Raw genomic sequence first — 23,962 nt, forward strand, 5'->3', positions numbered from 1 at the left:
TGCCCGGCGGGGCTCAGCGAGGCGCGGGCGTCACCTCGACGGCCCCTTCCGCTCCGCCCTTGCTCACCGCCACGGACTGCGCGGGCGCTCGCGGAGTGCCATCGGCCTTCAGGATGTTCACCAGGGCCATCATCTGCGCCACCAGCGTGGTCACCCCCTGCCCGTCCTGCGCCCCTCCGCTCCCGCCGATGGACACCGAGCGCAGCTCTTGGGGCTTCGGCAGCTTCTGCGCGATGTCCGGCAGCAGCTCCACCAGCCGTGCCTGCACGTTGGCCGGGGTGAGCTCATTGAGAATCCGCTGCCGCGTCTCCAGCAGCTCCAGCTCGGTCTTCGCCTGACGGTTTCCCGCCGCGCGCTGCACGTCGGCGACCTCCGTCTGGGCGAGCACCTCGCGCTTGAGCTTCACGGCCTCGGCCTCCTGCTTCAGCCGCGTCAGCTCCGCCTCCACTGCCAGCCGCGCCTTCTCCAGGTCCGCGGACTGGAGCGCGGACTGCTGCCGCTCCAGCGCGAGCTTCCGCGCGTCCTCTTCCTCTCGCTGCTGCCGGCGCAGCCGCTCGGCCTGGGCCGTGTCATACGCCTGCGCGTCCTTGTGCGCCCGGAGCATCGCCAGCTCGCCGTCGCTCTCCAGCCGCGTGCGCTCCCGGGCCTGCTTCACCTCCAGCTCCCGGTGCGACAGCGCCTCTTCCGTCCCAAGGGAGGCCAGTCGGGCCACCCGCTCGCGCTCGGAGCGAAACGGCGTCTGGAGGCTCTCCCACAGGCGCGCGGAGCTGACCACGGCCTCCTTGATCTGCACCGTGACGATGCGCAGCCCCAGGCCCTTGTCGCCCCCGCCGCCGCCCTCGGCCACGTGCCGCAGGCGCGCCGTCAGCTCCTCGATGATGGGCTGCTTGTCGGACAGCACCGCGTCGATGCTCATCGTAGCGACCTTGTCCTTGATGGCCGCCTCCGCCTGCTCTCGCAGCTGCACATTCACGACGCGCATCGGGTCCTCCACGTCCGTGAAGTCCAGCTTCCGGTACGCGGTACCGAAGTCCTCGATGATCCACTGCACGTAGCCCTGCACGAGCAGCCCCTGCAGCTCGCGGCAGATGCAGTGCGCGTTGATGATGATGGTCTGCATCGCGCCGGGCGCGACGATGAACGAGTCCCGTGCCGGGTCGAACCGGAACGACACCCCGAGCCCGATGTGCAGCGGCTGTGGATGGCCCCGGCGCGTGTGCACGACGTAGGCATTCGGCGGGACGATGACGGTCTTCCACCGCCAGAAGCCGGTGACGCGCACGTCCACCGCGTTGCCCGTCCGCTCCACCACCGCTGGCCCCGCGGCGCGTCGCATGGGCAGGGCGTTCTGCTGCATCTGCGCGGGGGCCATCACCTTGCGCGCCTTCAGGTCCACCTCCAGGCGCTGCTGCTGCTCCCGCACCTGGTCCAGGTACTCGTTCCGCACCGGCTCTTTCGACGACATGGTCATGGCCCCCGTCTTCCAGAGCGGCGCCGCGCATTCGGCGCACGACCTCCGGACTCAATGGAACGGGAGTCTACCGGAACGCGTCGACGATGCCGACGGACGCAGACGGGTACTCGAGAATGGGGTCCCTGGCCTGGACTCGGTCGTGAGCCCCGTACCACCCACGTGAAGCCGCCGCCCTACTTCGAGCGCAGCAGCACGAACTCCACGCGGCGGTTCAGCTCACGCCCGCGCGGAATCAGGTTCGGCGCCTTGGGGCGCGTATCCCCCAGGCCCGCGGTTTCAATCCGCGACGCATCCAGCCCCGCCGCCACGAGCAATTCCGCCACGGCCTTCGCCCGGGACTCGGAGAGCCCCTGCCGCGACGGGCCCGGGCCCTCCTGGTTGTCCGTGTGGCCTTCCAGGCGCAGGCGCAGCGACTCGTCGCGCACCATCATGTCCACCAGCAGCGCCAGCCCGTTGGTGGAGCCCTTCTTCGGAGCCGACTGCTTCTCGACGAAGCGCGGCGCAGCCGGCAACTCCACGCGTTCGTTCTTCACGCTGGGCTGCTGCGTCTTCTTCGCCGGAGCCTTCGCCAGGGTGAAGGCCACCGTGGGCTCCGTCTCGCGCGACAGCTTCACCCTGCGCGTCTGCGCCAGGTAGCCCCGGGACAACACATCCACCGTGTACTCACCCGGCGGCAACATCACCTGCGTGGGCTTGCGCGCCTTCGCGTCCAGCAGCACCTGCTGCGGCGCACCCCTCCCGCGCACGTACACAGTGGCCGCCACCGGCTTCTTTCCCACCAGCACCTTCAGGAACAGCTTCGCGGGCGCCACCGGCCCTGCCTCGGGACGCTGCGACACGGGGATGACGGCAGGCACCGTGGCCGGCTGCGTCCCCGACACGGGCTGCACGGGCGTCGTGACGGGCGGCGCCACCGGCGTCTGCGCCACCTTCACGGGCGGGCCCGCGTCCGGCGCATCCGGAATCGCCACGTCGGCAAGCTGCGCCGTCATCTCCACCGAGACGTCATGCGACAGCTTCAGCTTCAGCCGAGGGTCCGGCGCGGTGGGGTTGATGCCCGGCATCACCTTCACCCGCACCCGCAGGCCCTTCTGCACCTGGAACGTGACGGATGCCGTCAACTTCCAGAGGAAGCCGCTCTCCTCGCTGAAGAGGTTCCACGCGTCGCTGGCGTACGTGACGCGCGAGACGAGCGTGAAGGTGCCCTCGTCCACCTTCACCACCGCCAGCCGGTGCTGTCCCGGGGCGTTGAGCTGCTCGGGCGCGGGAACCGCCAGCGGCTGGTTGTTCAGGGTGAAGTCCGCCTCCACCAGCTTGTAGCCGCGCGAGGTGCCGGCGCCGGGAAGGCCCTCGAAGGAGATGACCACCTCGGGCGGAGGTGTCTTCACCAGCGCCTGGAGCTGCCGGTCCAGGTCCTCGCGCGCCCGCTGCTCCACGGACGAAGGCTCGGCCGCGCGCGCGGTGGCGGCGAGCAGTCCCATGATGACAAGTAGCGGTGCCTGAATGGTGGAGGAAGCCACGGGGGGCTACAGCATCTCACAACCGGGCCACATCGCGAGTTGTCCGCCACCCCTGCTGACGACCAGCCGACCCTCCGGCCGCCTCCCCACCCTGCCCCCGCGTTATCATGGCGACATGCCCCGGCGTTTCGGCTGCCTCCCGTGTGGACACCTCTACGACCCGGCGGAGGGCGCCCCCACCTCCCACATCCCACCCGGCACCGCCTTCCAGCCCCTGTCCGACTGACCTCCCCCACCCTCGCTTTTGGCTCCCATCGGGAGAGATTCTCGGCCCCTCCCTCCGGGCCCTCCGGACGGCGCCTTCCGGCTACCCATCCCCGCGCCAACAGCGCTACGCCTATGACCATGAACGACTTCCAGTTCCAGGAAATGTTGCCGCTGGGCAAGGACGAGACGCCCTTCAAGCTCCTCACCAAGGACCACGTCTCCACGTTCGAGGCCGCCGGCCGCACCTTCGTCCAGGTCGAGCCCGAGGGACTCACCCTCCTCACCCGCGAGGCCATGCGCGACATCGCGCACCTGCTGCGCCCCGGCCACCTGGGCCAGCTCGCCCACATCCTCAAGGACCCGGAGGCGTCCGCGAATGACCGCTTCGTGGCGCTGGAGCTGCTGAAGAACGCCAACATCGCCGCCGGCGGCGTGCTGCCCTCCTGCCAGGACACGGGCACCGCCATCGTCATGGGCAAGAAGGGCCAGTACGTCCTCACCACTGGCAACGACGAGGAGGCGATTTCGCGCGGCGTGTTCGACACGTACCGCGCGTCCAACCTGCGCTACTCGCAGATGGCGGCGCTCGACATGTACAAGGAGGTCAACACCAACAACAACCTCCCCGCGCAGATCGAGCTCTACGCCACCGAGGGCGACGCCTACAAATTCCTCTTCATGGCCAAGGGCGGTGGCTCCGCGAACAAGAGCTACCTCTTCCAGGAGACCAAGGCGCTGCTCAACCCGCAGAGCCTGCTCGCGTTCCTCGACGCGAAGATCCGCTCGCTGGGCACCGCCGCGTGCCCGCCGTACCACCTGGCCATCGTCGTGGGCGGAACCTCGGCCGAGTACGCACTGAAGACCGCGAAGTACGCCTCCGCGCGCTATCTGGACACGCTGCCCCACGAGGGCAACGCGCAGGGCCGCGGCTTCCGCGACGTGGCGCTGGAGCAGGAGGTGCTCAAGCTCACCCAGCGCACCGGCATCGGCGCGCAGTTCGGCGGCAAGTACTTCTGCCACGACGTGCGCGTCATCCGCCTGCCCCGCCACGGCGCGTCCTGCCCGGTGGCCATCGCCGTGTCGTGCTCGGCGGACCGGCAGGTGCTGGGGAAGATTACGCGCGACGGCATCTTCCTGGAGCAGCTGGAGGCGGACCCGGCGAAGTACCTCCCCGAGACGACGGAGACGGACCTCGGGGGCGAGGTGGTGAAGATCGACCTCAACCGCCCCATGAGCGAGATTCGCGCCGAGCTGTCCCGCTACCCCATCAAGACGCGCCTGTCGCTCTCCGGTCCCATGGTGGTGGCGCGAGACATCGCCCACGCGAAGCTCAAGGAGCGCCTGGACGCCGGCCAGGGCATGCCGCAGTACCTGAAGGACTACATGGTTTACTACGCCGGCCCGGCGAAGACGCCGGAAGGCATGGCGTCCGGCTCGTTCGGCCCGACGACGGCGGGCCGCATGGACGCCTACGTGGACCAGTTCCAGGCCGAGGGCGGCAGCTTCGTGATGCTGGCCAAGGGCAACCGCTCGCCCGCCGTCACCGAGGCGTGCAAGAAGCACGGTGGCTTCTACCTCGGCTCCATCGGCGGCCCGGCGGCGCGGCTGGCCCAGGACTGCATCAAGAAGGTGGAGGTCCTCGAGTACCAGGAGCTGGGCATGGAGGCCGTGTGGAAGATCGACGTGGTCGACTTCCCCGCCTTCATCGTCGTGGACGACAAGGGCAACGACTTCTTCGCCAACATCAACAAGCCGACGGCGAAGAAGGCCTGAGCTCCGGCATGCATCCCGGGGTCGTCCCCCGGGATGCGCGCTTCAGCTCCCCAGTTGCGTCACGGGCACCGGGACGTGCCCGGACGCCTCCCCGTCCCGCCCCTCGCTCTCGGAGGACGCCACGCGCTGCCGGGCGATGAGCAGGTAGAGCGCCGGGACGAAATACAGGGTGAAGACCGTGCCAATGGCCATGCCCGTCACCAGCACGAGCCCGATGCTGTTGCGCGCCGCCGCGCCCGGACCTTCGACGAGACCAGCGGGAAGTGGCCCGCCACCGTCGCCACGGACGTCATCAGAATCGGACGCAGTCGCTCGGACGCGGCCTCCCTCACCGCCTCCAGTTTCGTCCTGCCCGCTTCCTGCAACCGGTTGGCGAAGTCCACGATGAGAATCCCGTTCTTCGCAATCAGCCCCACCAGTGTCACCAGCCCCACCTGGGAGTAGATGTTCAGGGTGGTGGTGAAGCCGTCGGTGAAGAAGGGCATCATCGGGTTGGGCATCTTCAGGAACGTGGTCAGCAGCGCGCCGAAGAGCGCCAGCGGCACCGAGCCGGCCAGGATGATGAGTGGGTCCCTGAAGCTGTTGAACTGCGCCGCGAGCACCAGGAAGATGAGCACCACCGCGAGCAGGAACGCGGGGAGGAACTTGTTCCCCTCCATCCGGAGCTGCCGGGACTCGCCCGTGTAGCCGACGCTGTAGCCCTTGGGGAGGAGCTTCGCCGCTTCCGTCTCGAGGTACGTGAGGGCCTCGTCCAGCGGCCGGATGGCCACGCCACTGAGCTTCACGGAATTCAACTGCTGGAAGCGGTTGAGCGAGCGCGGAGCCACCGTGTCGCGGAGGGTCGCGATGGAGGAGAGCGTCACGAGCTTGCCGTCGGGGCCCGTGACGTACACGTCGCTCAGCTGGTCGGGGTTGAGCCGTGACACGCGCTGCACCTGCGGGACGACCTTGTAGCTGCGCCCGGAGATGCTGAACCGGTTGACGAAGTTGCCGCCCATCGCCGCGCCCAGGTCCTGCCCCACCGTCCCGAGGTTCAGCCCCAGCTGAGCCACCTTCTCGCGGTCGACCACGACCTCCGACTGGGGTTGGTCGATCTTCACGTCGATGAGCGGCGGGAAGGCGAACAGCCCACTCTGCGCGGCCTTCGCCTGGAGCTGCTCGGCGAACGCCAGCAGCTCGCTCGCCTCCGCCGTGGAGGCGATGACGAACTCCACCGGGAAGTTGCCGCCACCGGGCAGCGCGGGCGGCAGGATGGGGAACGTCTGGATGCCGGGGATGACACCGACCCGCTGCTGGACCTCGGCGAGCACCTCCGCGGCGGAGCGGTCGCGCTGCTCCCACGGCTTCAAGCCCAGGCCCCAGAAGCCTCCGCCCGGGTTGGTGATCTGGAAGCTCAACTGCGACTCCGGCATCTCCATCAGCGTCTGGTTCACCTCACGGACGAACGGCGTGAGCTGCTCTATCGTGGAGTTGGACGGGGTGTTGACGATGCCGAAGATGAAGCCCTGGTCCTCGGTGGGGGCCAGCTCCTGCGGCGACTGCGAGAACATCAGGAACGCGAGCAGGCTCAGCACGACCCACATCGTGTAGACCACCGGCCGCGCGCCCAGGGCCCCGTCCAGCGAGCGCGAGTACGCGGCCCGCAGGCGCGCGAAGCTGCGGTTGATGAAGCCCGACAGCCCCTGGTCCTCGTGGCCGGCCCGCAGGAGGAAGGCGGACATCATCGGCGAGAGCGTCAGGGCCACCACGCCCGAGAGCGTGACGGCCCCCGCGAGCGTGAGCGCGAACTCGCGGAACAGCGAACCCGTCAGCCCGCCCTGGAAGGCGATGGGGGCGTAGACCGCGGCGAGGGTAATCGTCATCGCGATGATGGGCCCGACCAGCTCGCGGGCGCCCTTGAGGGCCGCGTCCAAGGGGCTCAGGCCCTCGCGCAGATGACGCTCCACGTTCTCCACGACGACGATGGCGTCGTCCACCACCAGTCCCACGGAGAGCACCACCGCGAGCAGGGTGAGCAGGTTCACCGTGAAGCCGAAGACCTGCATCAGGAACACCGTGCCGATGAGTGACACCGGGATGGCCACCACCGGAATCAGGATGGAGCGCACGGAGCCCAGGAAGAGGAAGATGACCACCACGACGATGAGGAGCGTCTCGAGGAGCGTGCCGACCACCTCGTCGATCGCGGTCTGGATGTACTCCGTGTCGTCGAAGGCCACCTCCGCCTTGAGCTGCTCGGGAACCTCGCGCTTCAGCGCCTCCATCTCCACCCGGACGCGCTTGATGACGTCCAGCGAGTTGGCGTTGGGGAGCGCCCAGACGCCGATGAACACCGCCGTCTGCCCCATGACGTTGACCTCGGTGTCGGAGTCCTCTGCGCCCAGCACCACGTCCGCGACGTCCGACAGCCGCACCACGGCCCCGCCGTCCTGCCGCACGATGAGCTGCCTGAACTCCTGCACCGAGCGCAGGTCCGTGTTCGCCGTGAGGTTCACCTGGACGAGCGAGCCCTTCGTCTGCCCCACCGCCGCCAGGTAGTTGTTGGCGGCGAGCGCCTGGCGTATTTGCGCCGGGCTGATGTTGAGCGCGGCCATCCGGTCCGGCTTGAGCCACACCCGCATGGCGAACGTCCGCGCGCCGAGGAGGTCCGCGCGCTGCACGCCCTCCACGGCCGTCAACCGCGGCTGCACCACCCGCACCAGGTAGTCGGTAATCTCGTTCTGCTTCAGGAACTCGGAGGAGAAGCTGAGGTAGGCGGACGCGAGCTGGCTGTCCGCCGACTCGATGTTGATGACCGGGACCTGGGCCTCGGGCGGCAGGTCGCCGCGCACCTGGTCGACCTTGGCGCTGATCTCGCTGAGGGCCCGGTTGGAGTCGTGGTTGAGCTTGAGCCGGGCACGGATGGTGGAGACGCCCTGCAGGCTCTGGGACTCGACGTAGTCGATGCCGTCCGCGGAGGCGATGGCCCGCTCCAGGGGCGTGGTGATGAAGCCGCGAACGAGCTCCGCGTTGGCGCCGACGTAGGCCGTCGTCACGGTGATGTCGGCGTTCTCGCTGCGCGGGTACTGCCGCACGTTCAGGGACTGGAGGGCCTGCAACCCCGCGATGACGATGAGGAGGTTGACGACCAGCGCCGCCACGGGCCGGCGGATGAAGAGCGAAGTGAAGTTCATGGGCGCGCCTTCCAGGCCTCTACCGGTCCACCGGCTGGGGAGCCACTTCGGGCTTCGGCGCCAGCGCGTCGTTGACGAGGACGGTCGCGCCGTTGCGCAGCTTGAAGGCGCCGTTGTTGGCGACGAGCTCGCCCGGCGTCAGGCCGGAGGTCACCTCGACGAAATCCCCTCGCCGCTCACCCAGCCGTACGAAGCGCTGCTGCGCCACGGGGCTCGGCTTGCCGGCCGCGTCCTTCCCGTCCACGATGACGAACACCGAGTCACCGTAGGGAGCGAAGAGCACGGCCGTCGTCGGCATGGCCACGACGCTCTTCTTGCCCTCCGCGAGCACCTCGACGTTGGCGAACATCCCCGGCAGCAGCCGCCCATCCGGATTCGGCACGGTGGCGCGCATGCGCACGTTCCGCGTGGAGACCTCCACCTCGGGGTTGATGGTCGTGAGCCCGCCCTCCCACGTGTCCTGGGGGAACACGTCCACGCGAACGCGGACCTTCTGCCCGGGCCGTGCATCCGACAGCGCCTGCTGCGGCAGGAGGAACTCCACGTAGACGGGGTCGACGGAGTGAAGCGAGGCAATGGGGTTGCCCGGGGAGACGACCTGGCCCAGCTCCACCTGCCGGATTCCGATGCGCCCGTCGAAGGGCGCACGGATGACCTTCTTCGCGATGATGGCGCGCAGGTTGGCCGCCGCGGCCTCCGCCTGGAGCGACCGTGCCCGGGCGGACTCGAGCTCCGACTGCGTGTTGGCGCCCTGGGCGTGGAGTCCCTGGACCCGGGCCAGCGTCAGCCGGGCCAGCTCCGCGTCCGCCTCGGCCCCGGTCAACTGTGCCGACTCGCTCGTGGTGTCGAGCCGGAGGAGCACCTGGCCCTTCTTCACCGTCGAGCCGTTCTCGAAGCCGATTTCACGCACGATGCCGGACAGCTCGGCCCCGAGCGTCACGCCCTGGATGGCAAGGACCGAGCCCACGGCATTCCGGGCCGCCTGCCACTCGACGGCCTCGACCTTCGCCGAGGTCACCGCCTCGGGAGGTGGGACGAAGGTGGCGCCCGCGTCAATCATCGCGCCAATCTGTGCGGCCTTGATGCCGACGAGCACCGCGACGACACCGAGCAGGAGCAGGACACCGACCACCCACCGCTTGCGGCTGCTGGTGGGGCGGGTGGAGGTGGGTGGAGCTACGTCGGAATGGGATGTGGCAGGCGCACGCATCTGGGGCACTCGACTGGGAGGAATTGCGCAGCCGTGTAGCCGATTCGTCGAGCACTTGCGCTCTTGAAATTCGACTTCATTTCCCTGCAAGAACGCTCATGGACTGAGCTCCACGCCGATGCCCGGCGCGACGGCCCACAGCCCCGGGTGTCCGGCCGTGGGCGGGTACCACTCCCCCACGACCTGCAGACGGAAGCGCTCGAGGAGCGTCATTCCGAGCAGCCCCTGCACCACGGGGCGAGAGCACGCGCTCACCCCATCGGAGTCACAGTCCCGGTCGCTCGCGCTCCCCCTCGTGCTGAACTGCCATCCGGCCCGCAGCGCGATGCGCCCCTGGGCGAGCGGCGCCTGCAGCGCGGGCGGGCGGAACTCGGGGCCTGCAACCACGGCGAGGGCGAAGGGCTCCCCGCCGCCCGAGGAGAACACCCGCTGCAGCCCGCGCAGGCCGAGCGCGCCGGCGAGCCGCAGCCCTCGGGGAATCGCTGGCGCGTCCGTGCCGAGGCTCACGCCCACCTCGGTGAGGGTGGGCCCTATCGCCAGGTGCACCGAGGTGCCCGGGGACTCGTACGACACGCTGTCGGCGACGAGCTTGCCCGCGAACTCCACGGCCCCGGCGCCGGACCCCGGCTGCGCCTTGGCGAGCCGATGCACCGCGCGTCCGAGCGCCTGCCGGATGTGCACGAGGGCGATGTCGTCACGCCCCGCGGGCGCCCCGAGGTCACGGAATTGGAAGCCGTAGGCCCCCAGCAGCCGCAGGGTGTGCGTGAGGTCCGTCTCGTGCCCTTCCTTCCGCCAGTCCGGCCAGCGCCTCGGCGAGAGGCCCGGCACCCGAGGGGGCGCCTCGCCCGCGGCCGCACGCTCGCACTGCGCGTTGCGCCAGTCGCGCGGGCCTGGCACGGCCCTGGCGGCGCTACACACCGCGTACAGCCGGTCGAGCGACACCTGCAGCAGCGCGCGGAAGTCCGCCAGCGCCTCCCCGCGGCAGGCCTCCTCGGCCCCCGGCAGCCCGTCGTACACCGCGCGCATGCACGCCAGGGGCGCCCACCCTGCACCTTCTTCCACAGGCAGTTCGAAGTACCCGGCTCCCGTAGCGTCCGCCTCCCGCAGCATGGCTCGTGCGTCGTACATGCCCAGGTAGAAGTCGAAGCTGCGGAAGGCCGTCTCGAAGAAGCCGAGAAACGCGACCAGGGGCGAGCTCGCCGCCGGAAAGTGCCGGCGCGGCAGGGCCAGACGCTCGGCAATCTCCGGCTCCTCTTCGAGCAGGAGTGCGAGCTCCTTGGACCGCGCGGTGTCCACGAAGGCCGACACCACGCCGCCGAGCATCCGTGTCAGTTGCGGAGTCTCGCGGGGGCCTTGCGGCGGGGGCGCGGACGGGTACTCGGTGGCGTCCGGGTCCACGAAGGTGAAGACGACGTCCTTGGGGGAGCGGCGTGCGCCGGGCTCGGGCGTGTCGCGCCAGCGCGAAGGTCCTCCATCCGGCGCGGGCTTGAGCCCGTCGCGCGCCAGGCCCACCGCCAACCGCAGGGGTGTGTTGTCGAAGATGCCGCCGTCGACGTAGTCGGCCTCGTGCGCCTCCGTGGCCAGGCACACACCGGGCCGCGCTGTCGCGCCCGCCGCGCAGGTGGCGAGCGCCTTGGGCGGGAAGGCCACCGGGAAGGCCATCGACGCAAGGACGAGGTCACGCACCTGTGCGAATGCCACCTCCCCTTGCGCGTCGGTGACGAGCAGAGGCTCGCGGCGAGCGCTGCCCGGGGCGGTGTAGTTGGTCACGCGCGGTGGCTGCCCCCATCCGCGGCCCTGGATGCGCAGGGCGAACTTCTCCTCCATGCGAGGCAGCGCCAGGCGCCCGCCAGCCACGTGCACGATGCGCGGCTCCACGCGCGTCGCCGACACGCCCAGCACCACGTCGCAGGAGGGAGCGAGGCCGCGGTTCCACGCCGCCTCGATGCTGCGCGCCTGAGCCTCCAGCCAGCCACGGGACAGGGCGCCCAGGGGCGTCACATCCTCGGGGACGAAGAGGCGGTCATAGCCGACGGGAATCCACGTCTCCCAGAAGAGGGACTCGGTGGGCCCGGGCGTCTGCTCGCCGCACGCGGCGAGGACCGTCAGCAGCACGTTGAGGCTGCCGGCCGAGGCGCCCGTCAGGAGCCGCACGCGCTCCATGCCGTGTGCACGGGAGGCGGTGGCTGCGTACGCGAGGAAGCCCCCCTCGTAGGCGCCCAGCGAAACCCCGCCGCTGACGGTGAGCGAGTGGGTGGCCGCGCGGGGGGCGTCCGCTCTCGCCACGCCCGCGACGAGCAGGAGCGCGGCGAGCGCGGCACGGCCGGGCCCCTCCCTCCCTGCCCCGCTCCTCCATGTGCCAGGACTCTTCACAGGCTGACTCCAGCGGCGACGCTGAGCGTCGCCTCGTACAGTCTAGAAGCCGAAGCCCACCGCGACGACGGGAACGAGGTCTCCCGATGGTAGGTGGACGCGCTCCTCACCTTGGAGCCAGGGAGTTGCCGGTGGGGTCGAAGAGGCCCGTCGCCCTCGCCAGGGCGAGGCGCGAGAGCTGCACGTTGAGCGCTTCGGCCACGGCGGACAGTTGGGCGCTCGCGAGCGTCGCATTGACATCCGTCACCTGGAGGTACGTCGTGGCCCCGGCGTCGAAGCTCTGCTTCGCCAGCCGCGCGCTTTCCCAGGCGAGCTTCACACGTTCCTCGGCGGTGCTGAGATTGGCCTCCGCGGTCTCCAGCTCGCCGCGGGCCTTGCGCACCTCGTCGCGAATCTTCTCCTCGGCGCCGCGCAGGTTGGCGTTCGCCTCGGCAATCTTCCCGGAGGACTCTCGCAGGTTGGCCTCGCGCAGCCCGCCGTCGAACAGCGTCCACGACAGGGCCAGTCCCACCGTCCAGGAGGACGACACCCCGGTGAGGCCGGCGGTGTTCGTCGTCGAGTAGTTGCCGGTGGCGTACAGGCTGGGAAGGTACTGGAAGAGGACCTGTCGGCGGCCGCCTTGCGCGAGGTCCACGTCGAGGCGCGCGGCCGCGGCGTCCGGACGCTTGTCGAGCGCCGTCTTCTCCGCGGTGGCCGCGTCACCGGCCTCGGCAGGCACCGCCACCGTCGCCTCCCGGGGAGGCGCCACCTCGAAGTCCACCGGCCGCCCGAGCAGCGCTGCGAGGGCGCTCTTCGCGGTGGCGTAGGCGTTGCGGCTTCGCACCACCTCCTGCTCGGCCTGCTTGCGGTCCAGCGTCGCGCGCAGGACGGCCAGCCGCTCCACGTCGCCGACGTCGAAGCGATTCTGGGCGTCGCGCTCGAAGCCGCGGCGGACCTCGAGGAGCTGCGCCTGCACCGCCATGGACTCCCGCAGGCTCGCGGCGCCCAGATAGGCCTGGGCCACCGCGAAGAGAATCTCCCGACGGGTGTTCTCCGCCGTCAGCGCCGCCGCCCGCTCACCCAGGTAGGCATTCTTGATGGCGGGCCACAACGTGGGCACGAGGACGGCCTGACGCGCGGAGAGCTGGCCGGAGAGCTGATCCTGCTTCTGCAGCGTGATGGGGGCCGGGTCACCGGGCAGGGAGAACGTCAGCTCCTCCGGGTTCCGGATGTACGAGCCGCTCGCGGTGATGCTGGGGAGGTAGCCGGACCAGGCCTTGTTGCCGAGCTCCCGGGACTGCTGGAGCCGGGCTCGGGCGGCGTCGAGGCCGGGGCTCTGCTTCTCCGCGAGGGCAATGGCCTCCTCGAAGGTGAGCAGCGGAAACGCAGTCGCGCTGGGAGCCGGCGCCTCGGTCCCAGAGGCGCTGGCTGCCGACCGGGGAGCGGACTCCCGCACCGGCGCGTCGGCGGAGGCGGGAGCCGCCTGGGATGTGGGAGCGCGTCCTGGAGTGCCAGGGACGCTGGGGGCCTGCGTCAGCAGGACGCTGGAGAGAAGAGCACGGATGAACATGGTGGAGACCGAGGTGGAAGCGTCAGGGAGAGAGAGGACACACGAGGAGCGTTCCGGTCCCCTGGGGGACCGGGGCGTTGACCCCGGGGTGGGTGGAAGGACGAGGCGGCGCGGGCTACTTCTTCAGCGGGAACCCTCTTCCAGGAGGTGGCCGCTCACCGCGCTGGGCGCCACCGCGACCTCCGCTGCATGCGGAGCGCGAGCGTCACTCTTGCGGCGCGTGAGGCGCGCGGAGAGCCCGTCCAGCAGCGAGTAGACGACGGGCACTACCACCAGCGTCAGCACCGTGGAGCTGATGAGGCCGCCGATGATGACGAGCGCCATGGGCACGCGCGTCTCGGCACCATCCCCCTTGGCGAGCGCCACCGGCACCATGCCAGCCACCATGGCGATGGTCGTCATGAGGATGGGGCGCAGGCGCACCGGGGCGGCCTCCAGCAGCGCCTCGCGTGCGCTCCTGCCCGCGTCGCGAAGCTGCTGGGTGAAGTCCACGAGGAGGATGCCGTTCTTCACCACCAGGCCCATCAGCATGATGATTCCGATGAGGGCAATCATCGACATGGCGTTGCCCGACAGCAGCAGCGCTCCAATGGCACCGATGAGCGCGAAGGGCAGCGAGACCATGATGGTGAACGGGTGGATGTAGCTCCCGAACTGCGCCGCCAGAATCATGTACAGCAGGATGATGCCCAGCCCCAGCGCGGTGGCGAAGGCCGCGGCCGTCCTGCCCATCTCCTTCGCGTTGCCGGCGAAGCTCCCCACCACTCCCTGGGGTAGCTCCTTCTGGGCTTGCGCCGTGAGGAAGCTCATGCCCTCGCCCAGGGTGTAGCCGGGCGCGAGGTTCGCGAGCAGGGTGATCTGCCGCTTCTGGTTCTGCCGGTCAATCTGCACCGGGCCCTCGGAAGGGATGATGCTCGCCACGTTGCGCAGCTCCACGAGCTGCCCGCCCGAGTTGCGCACGGTGAGCTGCCCCAGCGCCTCCTCGGAGGCGAGCGTGGAATCGGGCAGGCGAAGCTTCACGTCGTACGTCTCGCCGCCCTCGCGGTACGTCATGAACTCGTCGCGGCCCAGGTACGCGCGCAGGGCAACGCCCACCTGTGCGGCCGGCACGCCCAGCTTCGCGGCGCGCTCGCGGTCGATGCGCACGTCGTACTGCGGCTTGCCGCTGCGGAACGTCGTGTCGACGTCGGTGAGGCCCGGGTTGGACTTCATCGCGGCGAGCAGCTTCTCGCTGGAGGCGACGACCTGGGACCAGTCCGTGCCGCGCAGCACGTACTGGACCTGCTGATTGCGGCCGCCACCGCCGACGCCGGAGGCGTCCTGCACGGAGAGCATCACCCCAGGACGCTGCGGCAGCGCGTCGCGCAGGCGCACCTTGAAGGTCTCCTGGTCGAAGTCGCGCTCCTTGCGCGGCACCAGGTTCACCAGCACCTCGCCCTTGTGCACCTCCTCGAGCGCGCCGCCGCCGGCCGTGCTGAACGTCTCCTTCACGCCCTCCAGGGTGCGCACCTGCGCGGCCACGAGCCCGAGCTCACGCTCGGTGTCCTCCAGGGTGGAGCCCACCGGCAGCTCGAGCGTCACGCGCGCCACACCGTTGTCGGAGACCGGAATGAAGGTGAACTTGAGGAAGCGGGCCATCCCCAGCGTCAGCGCCAGCACGCCAACGGCCACGGCGATGGCAAGGCCCCGCCGCTCCAGCACGCGACCGAGGACGCGGCGGTACCAGCCCTCCACCCCCACGAGCGCGCGCTCGATGGCCGCGCTCACGCGGTTGGTGGGGCCACCATGGCCGTGGCTCTTGAGCAGGCGGCTGGAGAGCATGGGCGTGAGCGTCATCGACACCGCATAGGAGATGAGCACCGCCACGGCCACCGTGACGCCGAACTGGTAGAAGAACCGGCCAATCATTCCCTCCATGAAGGCCACGGGGATGAACACGGCCACGACGGCAAGCGTCACCGCGAGCACCGCGATGACAATCTGCTGGGTGCCCTCGAGCGCCGCCTGCATGGGCGTCTTCCCCTCTTCCAGGTGGCGGACGATGTTCTCGATGACCACGATGGCGTCGTCGATGAGCAGGCCGATGGAGAGCGTCAGCGCCAGCATGGTGATGATGTTGAACGTGAAGCCCAGGAGCGCCATCACCGCGAAGGTGCCGATGACGCTCACCGGCAGCGCGATGGCGGCCACGAGCGTGGAGCGCAGGTTGCGCAGGAAGACGAGCACGATGATGACGGAGAGGGCGCCGCCGAGCAGCATGTCCTCCTGCACCCCGTGGATGGAGGCGCGGATGCTCGTGGAGTTGTCGCTGATGGTGCTGACCGTCACGCCCTGGGGCAGCTCGGCGTTGAGCTCCGCGAGCGACTCCTTGACGCTCTCGGCGACCTGCACCGTGTTGGCGCCCGACTGCTTGCGCACCACGAGGGCGAGGGCGGCGCCCGTGTCCGAGCGGGCCAGGCCACGCGCCTCCTGCGCGCCGTCCACCACCGCCGCCACGTCACGCACACGCACCGGCGTGCCGTTGGGGCTGGCGAGGATGATGTTGCCAATCTCCCCCACACTGCGCGCCTCGGCCGTCAGGCGCACGATGCGCTCGCGGCCGCCCTGCGTGGCGCGTCCGCCGGGCAGGTCCACGCTCTGCGCCTTGAGGGCCTGGCTGACGTCGCCGATGGCCAGCCCGTAGCCGCGCAGCCGCTGCGGGTCGACCACCAGCTGAATCTCCCGCTTGCGGCCGCCCACGACGCTGATGCTGCCCACGCCGGCCTGACTCTGCAGCGAGGGCTTCACCACGTCCTCCGCCACGCGCGTCAGCTCCTCGATGGGCAGCGAGCCGGTGAGGGACAGCGTCAGGATGGGCGCCGCGCCGATGTCGAACTTCTCGACGACGGGGGTCTCGATGTCATCCGGCAGCGAGCGCAGCGTGGCCTGCACGCGGTCTCTCACGTCCTGGGCCGCCACGTCCACGTCGGTGCCCAGCTTGAAGCTGATGGTCACCTGACTGACGTTCTCCAGGTTGATGGAGTTGAGCTCGTCCACGCCGTTGACGGTGTTGAGCGCCTCTTCGAGCGGGGTGGAGACGTTCTTCTCGATGGACTCGGGGTCCGCGCCCGGCATCAGGGTGGTGACGGTGACGACGGGGATGTCGACGTTGGGGTACTGGTCCACGCCGATGCGCGGGAAGGCATAGAGGCCGAAGACGACGACCGCCGCCATCAGCATGACGGTGAAGACGGAGTGCTTGATGAAGGTCTGGAGCATGTGGGTGGCGTGTGGCGGCGAGAGGTTGGGAAAAGAGGAGGAGCCGGGCTACTGGACGACCTGGAGCGCGGTGCCGTCCTGGAGCGGCAGGCTCGCGTCGGCCACGACGCGCTCCTCGGGGCCGAGGCCCCGCGTCACGCGCACGAAGCCGGGCAGCACGCGCTCCACCTTGACGTCACGGCGCTGCGCCTTGCCGTCCCGCACCACCCAGACGAAGCCCTGCTGGCCCCTGGCATTGACGGCCTGCGCGGGAAGGAAGAGCCCCGCCTGTCCCGGCGCACCGTCGGAGGCCACCGCGGACGAGAAGTCGAGCTCCACGAGGGCGCCCGCGCGCAGCCGCACCCCTTCGTCCTTCACCGGCAGCACTTCCGCGAGCACCTCGACGGTGCGCGTCTGCTCGTCGATGGTCTCCCCGAGACTCGTCACCCGCGCCTCGAAGGGAGCGCCAGAGGGGTTGAGGGAGCCCTTGACGACGGTGCCCACCTTGACGCGGTCCACGAATGCCTCGGGCACCGGGGCGCGCACCTCGAGCGCCTGCGTGTTGACGAGGCCGAAGATGGCCGTGCCCGGCGACACGTAGTCACCCTCGTTGCGGGCGCGGCTGGTGATGACACCGTCGAAGGGCGCCGTGAGGGTGGCGTCGCGGAGGACCTCCTGCGCGTTGGCGAGGGCCGCGGCCGCCTGTGCGGCCTGGGCCTGCGCCTGGCGGTAGCCCACCTCTGCCTTGTCGAGAGTGGCGCGCGCGAGGCTGCCCGCCTGCGCGAGGGTCCGCGCCCGCTCCACCTCCGTCTTCGCGCCGTCGGAGGCCGCGTCGGCCGCCGCCCTGGCGGCGCGCGCCTGGTCAGCGGCAATGCGAGCGTTGGAGGTGTCCAACTGCGCCAGCGCCTGACCGCGCTTCACCCTGTCGCCCACATTCACGGTGACGCGCGTGAGGGTGCCGGACGCCTGTGCGCTCAGCGTCGCCGCCTGCTTGGAGCGCACGCTCCCGGTGGCCTGCAGGACGCTCGACTCGAGCTGTGTGGCCGGCGCGACAGCCCGCACGCCCACCGGCTTCTGGACGACCTGCGCGGCAGAGGGCGAAGGGACGTCGGGCTTGCCGCCGCCACCACACCCAGCCGCAACCACCGCCACTGCCACCGCTGCTGCTTTCAAGGACTTCTTCATCGCTGCGTTCCTCGTTGTGTGGGCCGGGCGCTTCCGCTGGAGTCCGGCACCGGATGACTGAAATGGTTTTCTGGTCAGTCCTGGGCATGCAAAACCCCACCGCGGGTGCGGAGGGGGCAGTGGCGTTTCAGCTCTTGGAATGCGGCCGCGGCCGTGGGGCAGCGAGGCCGCGGACAAAGACCTCGAAGAAGGAGTCCAACGCTGCCTTCAATGGGCGCTCAGGGCTGTGCGTCAGCAGCTTGACCGTGAGCCCCGAGAGCGTCTCGACAAGTCCGGTGGCCACATGGTCCGGGGAGGCGACGGCAAACGCCCCTTGCGTGGTGCCCTCGGCAAGGATGCGCGCGAGCAACGCAGCCTCCTTCTCCTGGAGCTCGGGCATGAGTCGCAGCGCCTCCTCGCCCAGCTCGAAGAGCGTCTCCACCTTCATGCGATGCTTTTCCCCGATGCGGGCGATCTGCTCCAGCTTGCAGTGGATGAAGGCCCGGACCTGGAGCTCCGGGGTCGTGGCGCGACGTACGGCCGCCTCGAGCTCGGCAACCGCCTGCGCATTCCCGAGCCGGACGCAGGCCTCGAACAGCGCCTCCTTGCTCTCGAAGTAGAGGTAGATGGTGCCCTTGCCGACGCCTGCGCGGCGGGCAATCTCCTCGACGGAGGCCTTCTTGAAGCCGAACCGGACGAAGATTTCGCCGGCAGCGTCGAGGATGGCGGTACGAGGGTCCGAACTCATGACCGGAATACTAATCTGGTCATCCAGTCAGCGCAAGCCCTCCTCACCTCAGGCCTGACTCCCGGTCCTCCGGACAGCCCTCGGCTCGTTCGGGCGTCTGCTCGGTTCCAGAGTGGAGTTTGAAGGGCTTGGGCCAGGACCGCGCGATTGCGCCGCGCGCTCGCACTGGAACGGCGAAACGGGTCTTCAGACCCGGGGTGACTCACCGCTCACGACAGTCGGAGCAGGCGCGGGCTTCTTCTTCGGGATGATGGAGCGGCGCGGCCCCTTGAGAGCCACACTCAGCAGCATGGCGCCGGGGAGCATCATGCCGATGCCCTGCGAGATGTTGTCGGGCGGGTGCACCACAGCCCCCAGCACCAGCGCGGAGAACAGCAGCCCACAGACCAGCCGGATGATGAGGGAGCTCACACGGGACCTCTATCAGGAGTGTCGCCCAGCCTAAGCAGCCGCGCGGCACTGTCCACCCGCCCCCTCGCTTTGCGGGCGGGCCCTACACAGGACGACCCGGTCTCACTCCGTGCCGGGTCGTCCGCTCGTCACGTCACCGCACGAGCATGCCGAGCTTCGGCGCCGGAGGCCCCGGCGGCGTCGCGGGCGGCTGCACCGGCACCGGCGCCGGCTGCGCCGGAGTCACCGTCACGTCCTGCGACAGCGACTCCACGTCATGGAAGCCCTTCGCGCTCACGTCGGTGCCAGAGAAGCGCGCCCACCCCTGCAGATTGCGCTGCCACGCGTGCGTCATCTGCCAGAGCTGGAGGCCGCTGTTGGCCACGTACAGGTACATGGCCCGCTTCGGGTTCCACGGGTTGGGCAGCGCCAGCGCCAGGCCGTCATCCGGGCTCCCGTACGTCTTCCCCTGCCAGCGGAAGTAGCGCCGGCCCAGCTCCACCGGGAGCTTCTTCTCCTCGGCCAGCCGCGCCAGCACCGCGTTGTCCTCCGCGCCGCCGAAGAGGACCAGGTCGCGCTCCGCCAGCTCCTTGTCCGACACCTCGCCGTCCGGCTTCACCGGCGGCAGCACCTCCGTGAAGAGGTCCGCCAGCACATCGCGGTAGCCCAACGCCAGCGTGCGCATGGACTCCGTCTGCCGTGCCGTGCCGTGCACCAGCAGCAGCTTGTCGAAGGCGTCCGTCTGGTTGCCCATCACCTGGAAGCGCTCGCGCGGCACGGGGATGTCGTTGGACGCGTTGAACACCACGCGCACCGGCGCCTCGGCCGTGCGGAAGGTGAACGTCTCGTTCGCGCTCTTCACCTCCACGCGCTCCAGCGTGGAGCCCTTCGCCGTCTTCACCTCCACCAGCGTGACGAAGTGCCACGGGCGCGAGCCCGGCTGCTCCACCTTCAGCGTCGTCTCGTAGCCGTCCTTCACCTGCGCGGCCGTGGCGCGGATGCGCGGCTGGGGCAGGCCCGTGCGGTCCAGCCACTGCGCGACGAAGGCGCCCACGTCCTTGTTGGTGGCCTCCAGCACGGTGCGCTTGAAGTCCGCCGTGGTGATGTCCTTGTTCGCGTAGCGCGCGTGCACCGCGCCCATCGCCTTGCTGAAGTCCTTGTTGCCCAGCAGCAGCCGGAGCTGGTGCAGCGCGAAGGTGCCCTTGATGCGCGGCACCAGGTACGTGCCATAGCGGCCGTAGTCCGTCTTCGCCGTCACCGGCACCACGTCCTGCTCACGCGACGTGACGAAGAGGTAGCGCGCGTTCAGCTCCGACAGCGCGTCCCGCTGCTGCTCGAAGGCCTTGTCCGAGCCCTCGGGCAGGTCCTTCAGCAGCTTCCAGTAGGCCGCCGTGCCGCTGGACAGCCAGTTGTCGCCGTCCGTGGACGGGAACACCGTGTTCGCCCACAGGAGCGACTTGTCGAAGCCGACGGCGTCCTTCACCTTGGCCAGGTCCCGCTTCGGCGCGGCGGGCTCCTCGGGCGCCTTCCAGGTCTTGTGCGCTTCCTTCAGCTTGTCCGCGACGAAGATGGGGCTGAACGTCGTGTAGCCCAGCGACAGGTGCGGGATGGCGCCCGGCAGGTCCGGCATGAAGCGGCTGCCAATCATCTTCTCGCGCAGCGTCGTCTTCCCGTAGTGGGCGAGGAACATCAGCTTCTCGGCCATCTCGGACGTGGTCACCTTGCCGTCACACGCGTGCGGCCGGTTGATGGGCGTGGAGGCCATCATCCGGGTGGCGCTGTCCAGGTCGAAGCCCTTGTTGCCGTACTTCGCGTAGTACTCCTGGAAGGCGATGTCCCGGTTCCACGTGTTGAAGGCCAGGTCCACCGGGGCGTTGTCCGGGTTGGGCACGTACTCCTTGCGCACCTCCGGGTCGCGCGTGTTGTTGTTCGCCCAGATGAAGTCCTTCAGGTTGCCCGGCGTGTCCGAGGCGTTGCCCTTGCTGCCCGTGCGCCACAGCCGCGTCTTCTTCGTGCCGAGCAGGAAGCAGGCGCCCTCGTCCGTCTTAGCGTCCGCCATCGTCCAGTCGTTGCTGTAGAGGCCGTTGTTCCCGTCCTTCAGGATGCGCGCCACGTCGTCGATGCTGGACGCGTACTGCGCCGCCTTGCGGATGCGGTTGCTCTGCGGCGAGCCATTCATGTCGAACGGCGTCTGCCCCACCGTCGTCTCGCCGATGACGATGCCCGCGGCGTTGACGTACCAGTCCGAGCCGCTGTGGATGCCGCCCGGGAAGGTCTGCATCACGAAGCGGTGACCCTTCGTCGGCTGCACGTCCAGCATCACGTCCCAGTGGACGCCGGTGTAGCCGCTCCACATGAAGATCTGCCCGATGATGGCGCGCCCGTCCTTCGTCGCGGACTTCGTGGCCACGAACGAGGAGCAGTGGTCGCCCTTGCCGGCGCGCTCGGCCTCGTCCTCCGCCTTCAGGTAGGTGCGGCCGGACAGCGGCGTCGCCGTGGCGCGGTTCGCCTCTTCCAACTGGCCCGCGTCCACCGCCGAGTTGAGGGTGACGATGTCCACCAGGTCCAGCTCGCGGTCCTTGAACTTCGCGCCGGCCTTGTTGGCACCGTCGGCGATGCCCTTCATCTCCTCCAGGTACTCAGCGTCGTACTTGCGCAGGAAGAGCGCGTCCGCGAGCAGCCGCGCGTGGTTCCACCCCTTCACCGCGTCCGTCTTGTCCTTCTGGATGCCGAGCTTCTCGATGTAGCTGACGATTTCCGCGCCCGTGAGCTCGCCGAGCTGCTGGCCGCGCTCATACGGCTCGCCCTCGATGTGGACGTAGATCCACCCACCTTCGTCGTAGCGGAAGCCCTTGCCGGCCCAGCGCACGGACTCCATGGGCACATAGGCGGTGATGTCGTCCACCTTCTCCAGGCGCACGTCGTCGAACCACGCGGTGCCGGTGGCCTTGCCGTTGCGGCCCAGGTGCAGCTGCACGCGGTCCGAGGACTGGGTGGCGAAGAAGAGCGCCGACACGCGGGTGCCGCCCTCCGTGGCCGGGGCGGGCGTACAGTTGGTGAAGGGGAAGCTCTTCATCGACACGCAGGCGCCGTGCGCCGTGGGATAGCGGGCCTGCGGGTCCGCCTGCACGCCGCGTGTGCGCACCCAGGCGCTGAGCCGGTAGAGCTGGCCCACCTGGAGCTTCATCGCCTCGGACTCGACGGTGGTCTCCGCGCCACCCTGTGGGCTTTCGATGGCCAGGCCCTTCGCGCCCTCCGCCTTCGTCTCGGACGAGGCGGACACCTTGCCCTGCCCCTTCGACGTCCAGAAGGCGGGCACCGCCGAGGCGCCTCCCGCCATCTCGAAGCCTCCGTTGGGCACGGGGATGGGAGTCGGAGGGGACGCGGGCGCCGCCAGGGCGGGTGCCGCTTGGAGCGTGCCCACGGAGAGCAGGAGCGCGCCGAGGAGCTTCGACGTCATGCGGTGGTCGGTCATGAGGAGGTCCCGCCGGGCATCGGCGTGGAAGGGCGTAGGGGGCGCATGACACTTCCCCCTCCCCCATGCGTCAACCCAGACCATCCAACCTGGCGCATGACGCGGAGCGGCTTGGCTTCCTGGCCGCCTGCCAGGGAGTCAGCGGAGCACGCGGGCACTCACGCGGAGTACGCCGCGCGCCGCCCGGCGGAGCACGTCCACCCGCCTCGCGGGGATGGCGGGTGGGTCCACCGGCGCGTCCCAGTCGAAGGTGCGCAGGCGGGACAGGAAGCCCTGTCGCACACAGCCCTCCAGGCTGAAGACATGAAGGTCGTGCGTCCACCGCACCGCGAGCCGCAAATCCCGGGACAGCTCGGCCCAGTCCAGCGGCTTCGAGAGGTGAGCGCCCGGCAGCTCCACCCCGCCCCCGGTGATGCCCACCGCGATGGAGGGCGCGCCCGGGCCGTAGCTCCACAGCATGGCCGCGCCGTGCGGACGCACGAAGCTGGTGTAGAGCATCAGCACCTCCCGGTCCGAGGGCAGGTCCAGCACGCCCGACACGCGCTGCAGCAGCGTGGAGCGGGACTGCCGCTCGTCCACGATGAAGGGGAACTGGTACGTGTCCACCCGGTGCCCACCCGCGCGGATGCGCTCCACCAGCGCGGTGTACGCGGCCCGCGCTTCCCGCACGCGCTCGCCCCGCCCCAGCCTGGGGAGCAATTCCGGCAGCCGCCGCCAACCGCCCTCCAGGACGCGCCGCAGCTCGCGGAGGTCCGGCTCGATGTCCAGGCCCACGCCGTCCCACTCCAGCCCGTGCTCGGCCGTCCACGCGCGGAAGGCGTCGTAGCGCGCCGTGGCCCGCGCGACATTTCCCGCGTGGAACCAGTAGCCCTGGTCCTCCGGCAGCAGCAGCCACGCCGTGACGGGGATGCCCTCGCGAGTCAGGCGGCGCACCACCTCCGCGCGCTCGGGGCCCAAATCCAGCAGGCCCAGGCTCACACCGGCGCGCAGCGCCACCAGGTCCTCGAGGACGCCCGGAGTGGCAACCAGTTCACGCAGCGGGCCGGCTTCCAGCTCACAGAAGAAGGTCAGCAGGCGGGGTTTCATGGCAGCTTCGCCATACCACCGAGGAGCAACCGCATGATGGAATTCCACACGGGCCGCCTGTTCGACCACGTCCACTTCCGCGTGAAGGACTTCGAGGCGAGCAAGCGCTTCTACCGCGCGGTGATGGCCGTGCTCGGCATCCCCGTTTCCGACGACAACGAGCGCGTCTTCTCTGTCGACGAGCTCTACATCTCCCCCCTGGAGGCGGGCACCCCGCCCTCAGGGCACGGCATCCACCTGGCCTTCCAGGCGAAGGACCGCGAGACGGTGCACCGCTTCCACGCGGCGGCGCTCGCGGCGGGCGGCCGCGACCACGGCGCCCCCGGCCTGCGCCACTACCACGCGAACTACTACGCCGCCTTCGTGCTGGACCCGGACGGCAACAACGTCGAGGCCGTGTTCCAGGGCCCGACGCGTCGCTCCGCGGACTCCGTGCTCATTTCCCCCGCTGACTGACGGCCCTGTTTCCCGCTGGCACTTCCACCCGTGAAGAGGTCGACGCTTCGGCGCGCCCGGCGTCCAGACCTGGACGTGTCGGGTGCGCGCTGACGCAGCGGTGACATGCAGTGACTACCCACAGGCC

At 69.8% G+C, this 23,962-nt stretch carries 16 protein-coding genes; 3 read left to right on the forward strand and 13 right to left on the reverse strand.

Going from position 1 to position 23,962, the window contains the following annotated elements; all coding sequences use genetic code 11:
- Positions 1-13: 13 nt before the first annotated feature.
- On the reverse strand, positions 14-1,471 hold the full coding sequence (locus OV427_RS02215) for an SPFH domain-containing protein (RefSeq protein ID WP_267854459.1): 1,458 nt from the start codon (positions 1,469-1,471) through the stop codon (positions 14-16).
- Between the two features lie 176 nt (positions 1,472-1,647).
- The gene (locus OV427_RS02220) at positions 1,648-2,994 is read right to left on the reverse strand and encodes an OmpA family protein (RefSeq protein ID WP_267854460.1); all 1,347 of its coding nucleotides are present in this window, start codon (positions 2,992-2,994) and stop codon (positions 1,648-1,650) included.
- Between the two features lie 115 nt (positions 2,995-3,109).
- On the opposite strand from OV427_RS02220, the gene OV427_RS02225 reads away from it, so the two are divergent.
- Complete coding sequence (locus tag OV427_RS02225; protein ID WP_267854461.1) at positions 3,110-3,220, forward strand: rubredoxin; 111 nt, start codon at positions 3,110-3,112, stop codon at positions 3,218-3,220.
- Positions 3,221-3,339: 119 nt separating this feature from the next.
- Positions 3,340-4,974 (forward strand): fumarate hydratase, encoded by a 1,635-nt coding sequence (locus OV427_RS02230; protein ID WP_324290049.1) that lies wholly within the window; start codon positions 3,340-3,342, stop codon positions 4,972-4,974.
- Positions 4,975-5,016: 42 nt separating this feature from the next.
- Here OV427_RS02230 and OV427_RS02235 read toward each other — a convergent pair whose 3' ends face one another.
- From OV427_RS02235 to OV427_RS02285, 11 genes are all read right to left on the reverse strand, one after another.
- Entirely contained in the window at positions 5,017-5,166 is a 150-nt protein-coding gene (locus OV427_RS02235) for a hypothetical protein (RefSeq protein WP_267854463.1), read from the reverse strand.
- A gap of 5 nt (positions 5,167-5,171) precedes the next feature.
- The gene (locus tag OV427_RS02240; RefSeq protein ID WP_267854464.1) at positions 5,172-8,147 is read right to left on the reverse strand and encodes an efflux RND transporter permease subunit; all 2,976 of its coding nucleotides are present in this window, start codon (positions 8,145-8,147) and stop codon (positions 5,172-5,174) included.
- Positions 8,148-8,166: 19 nt separating this feature from the next.
- Complete coding sequence (locus OV427_RS02245) at positions 8,167-9,357, reverse strand: efflux RND transporter periplasmic adaptor subunit (RefSeq protein WP_267854465.1); 1,191 nt, start codon at positions 9,355-9,357, stop codon at positions 8,167-8,169.
- Positions 9,358-9,453: 96 nt separating this feature from the next.
- Complete coding sequence (locus OV427_RS02250) at positions 9,454-11,730, reverse strand: patatin-like phospholipase family protein (RefSeq protein WP_267854466.1); 2,277 nt, start codon at positions 11,728-11,730, stop codon at positions 9,454-9,456.
- A gap of 106 nt (positions 11,731-11,836) precedes the next feature.
- Positions 11,837-13,279 carry a TolC family protein gene (locus OV427_RS02255; protein WP_267854467.1) on the reverse strand — a complete coding sequence of 481 codons (1,443 nt, stop codon included), beginning with the start codon at positions 13,277-13,279 and terminating at the stop codon, positions 11,837-11,839.
- Positions 13,280-13,402: 123 nt separating this feature from the next.
- Positions 13,403-16,537 (reverse strand): efflux RND transporter permease subunit, encoded by a 3,135-nt coding sequence (locus OV427_RS02260; protein ID WP_267854468.1) that lies wholly within the window; start codon positions 16,535-16,537, stop codon positions 13,403-13,405.
- A gap of 48 nt (positions 16,538-16,585) precedes the next feature.
- The gene (locus tag OV427_RS02265; protein ID WP_267854469.1) at positions 16,586-17,701 is read right to left on the reverse strand and encodes an efflux RND transporter periplasmic adaptor subunit; all 1,116 of its coding nucleotides are present in this window, start codon (positions 17,699-17,701) and stop codon (positions 16,586-16,588) included.
- A 127-nt stretch (positions 17,702-17,828) separates the two neighbouring features.
- Positions 17,829-18,428, reverse strand: coding sequence for a TetR/AcrR family transcriptional regulator (locus OV427_RS02270; protein ID WP_267854470.1), 600 nt, complete (start codon positions 18,426-18,428; stop codon positions 17,829-17,831).
- A gap of 186 nt (positions 18,429-18,614) precedes the next feature.
- Positions 18,615-18,839, reverse strand: a complete 225-nt coding sequence (locus OV427_RS02275) for a hypothetical protein (protein WP_267854471.1) — start codon at positions 18,837-18,839, stop codon at positions 18,615-18,617.
- Positions 18,840-18,972: 133 nt separating this feature from the next.
- Positions 18,973-22,293 carry a C45 family autoproteolytic acyltransferase/hydolase gene (locus tag OV427_RS02280; protein WP_324289917.1) on the reverse strand — a complete coding sequence of 1,107 codons (3,321 nt, stop codon included), beginning with the start codon at positions 22,291-22,293 and terminating at the stop codon, positions 18,973-18,975.
- Between the two features lie 138 nt (positions 22,294-22,431).
- Positions 22,432-23,379 (reverse strand): hypothetical protein, encoded by a 948-nt coding sequence (locus OV427_RS02285; protein WP_267854473.1) that lies wholly within the window; start codon positions 23,377-23,379, stop codon positions 22,432-22,434.
- Positions 23,380-23,412: 33 nt separating this feature from the next.
- Between OV427_RS02285 and OV427_RS02290 the strand changes: the two genes are divergently transcribed.
- Positions 23,413-23,835 carry a VOC family protein gene (locus OV427_RS02290; protein WP_324289918.1) on the forward strand — a complete coding sequence of 141 codons (423 nt, stop codon included), beginning with the start codon at positions 23,413-23,415 and terminating at the stop codon, positions 23,833-23,835.
- The last annotated feature ends 127 nt before the right edge of the window (positions 23,836-23,962 follow it).

The sequence above is a fragment of the Pyxidicoccus sp. MSG2 genome (assembly GCF_026626705.1).
Classification (GTDB): Bacteria; Myxococcota; Myxococcia; order Myxococcales; family Myxococcaceae; genus Myxococcus.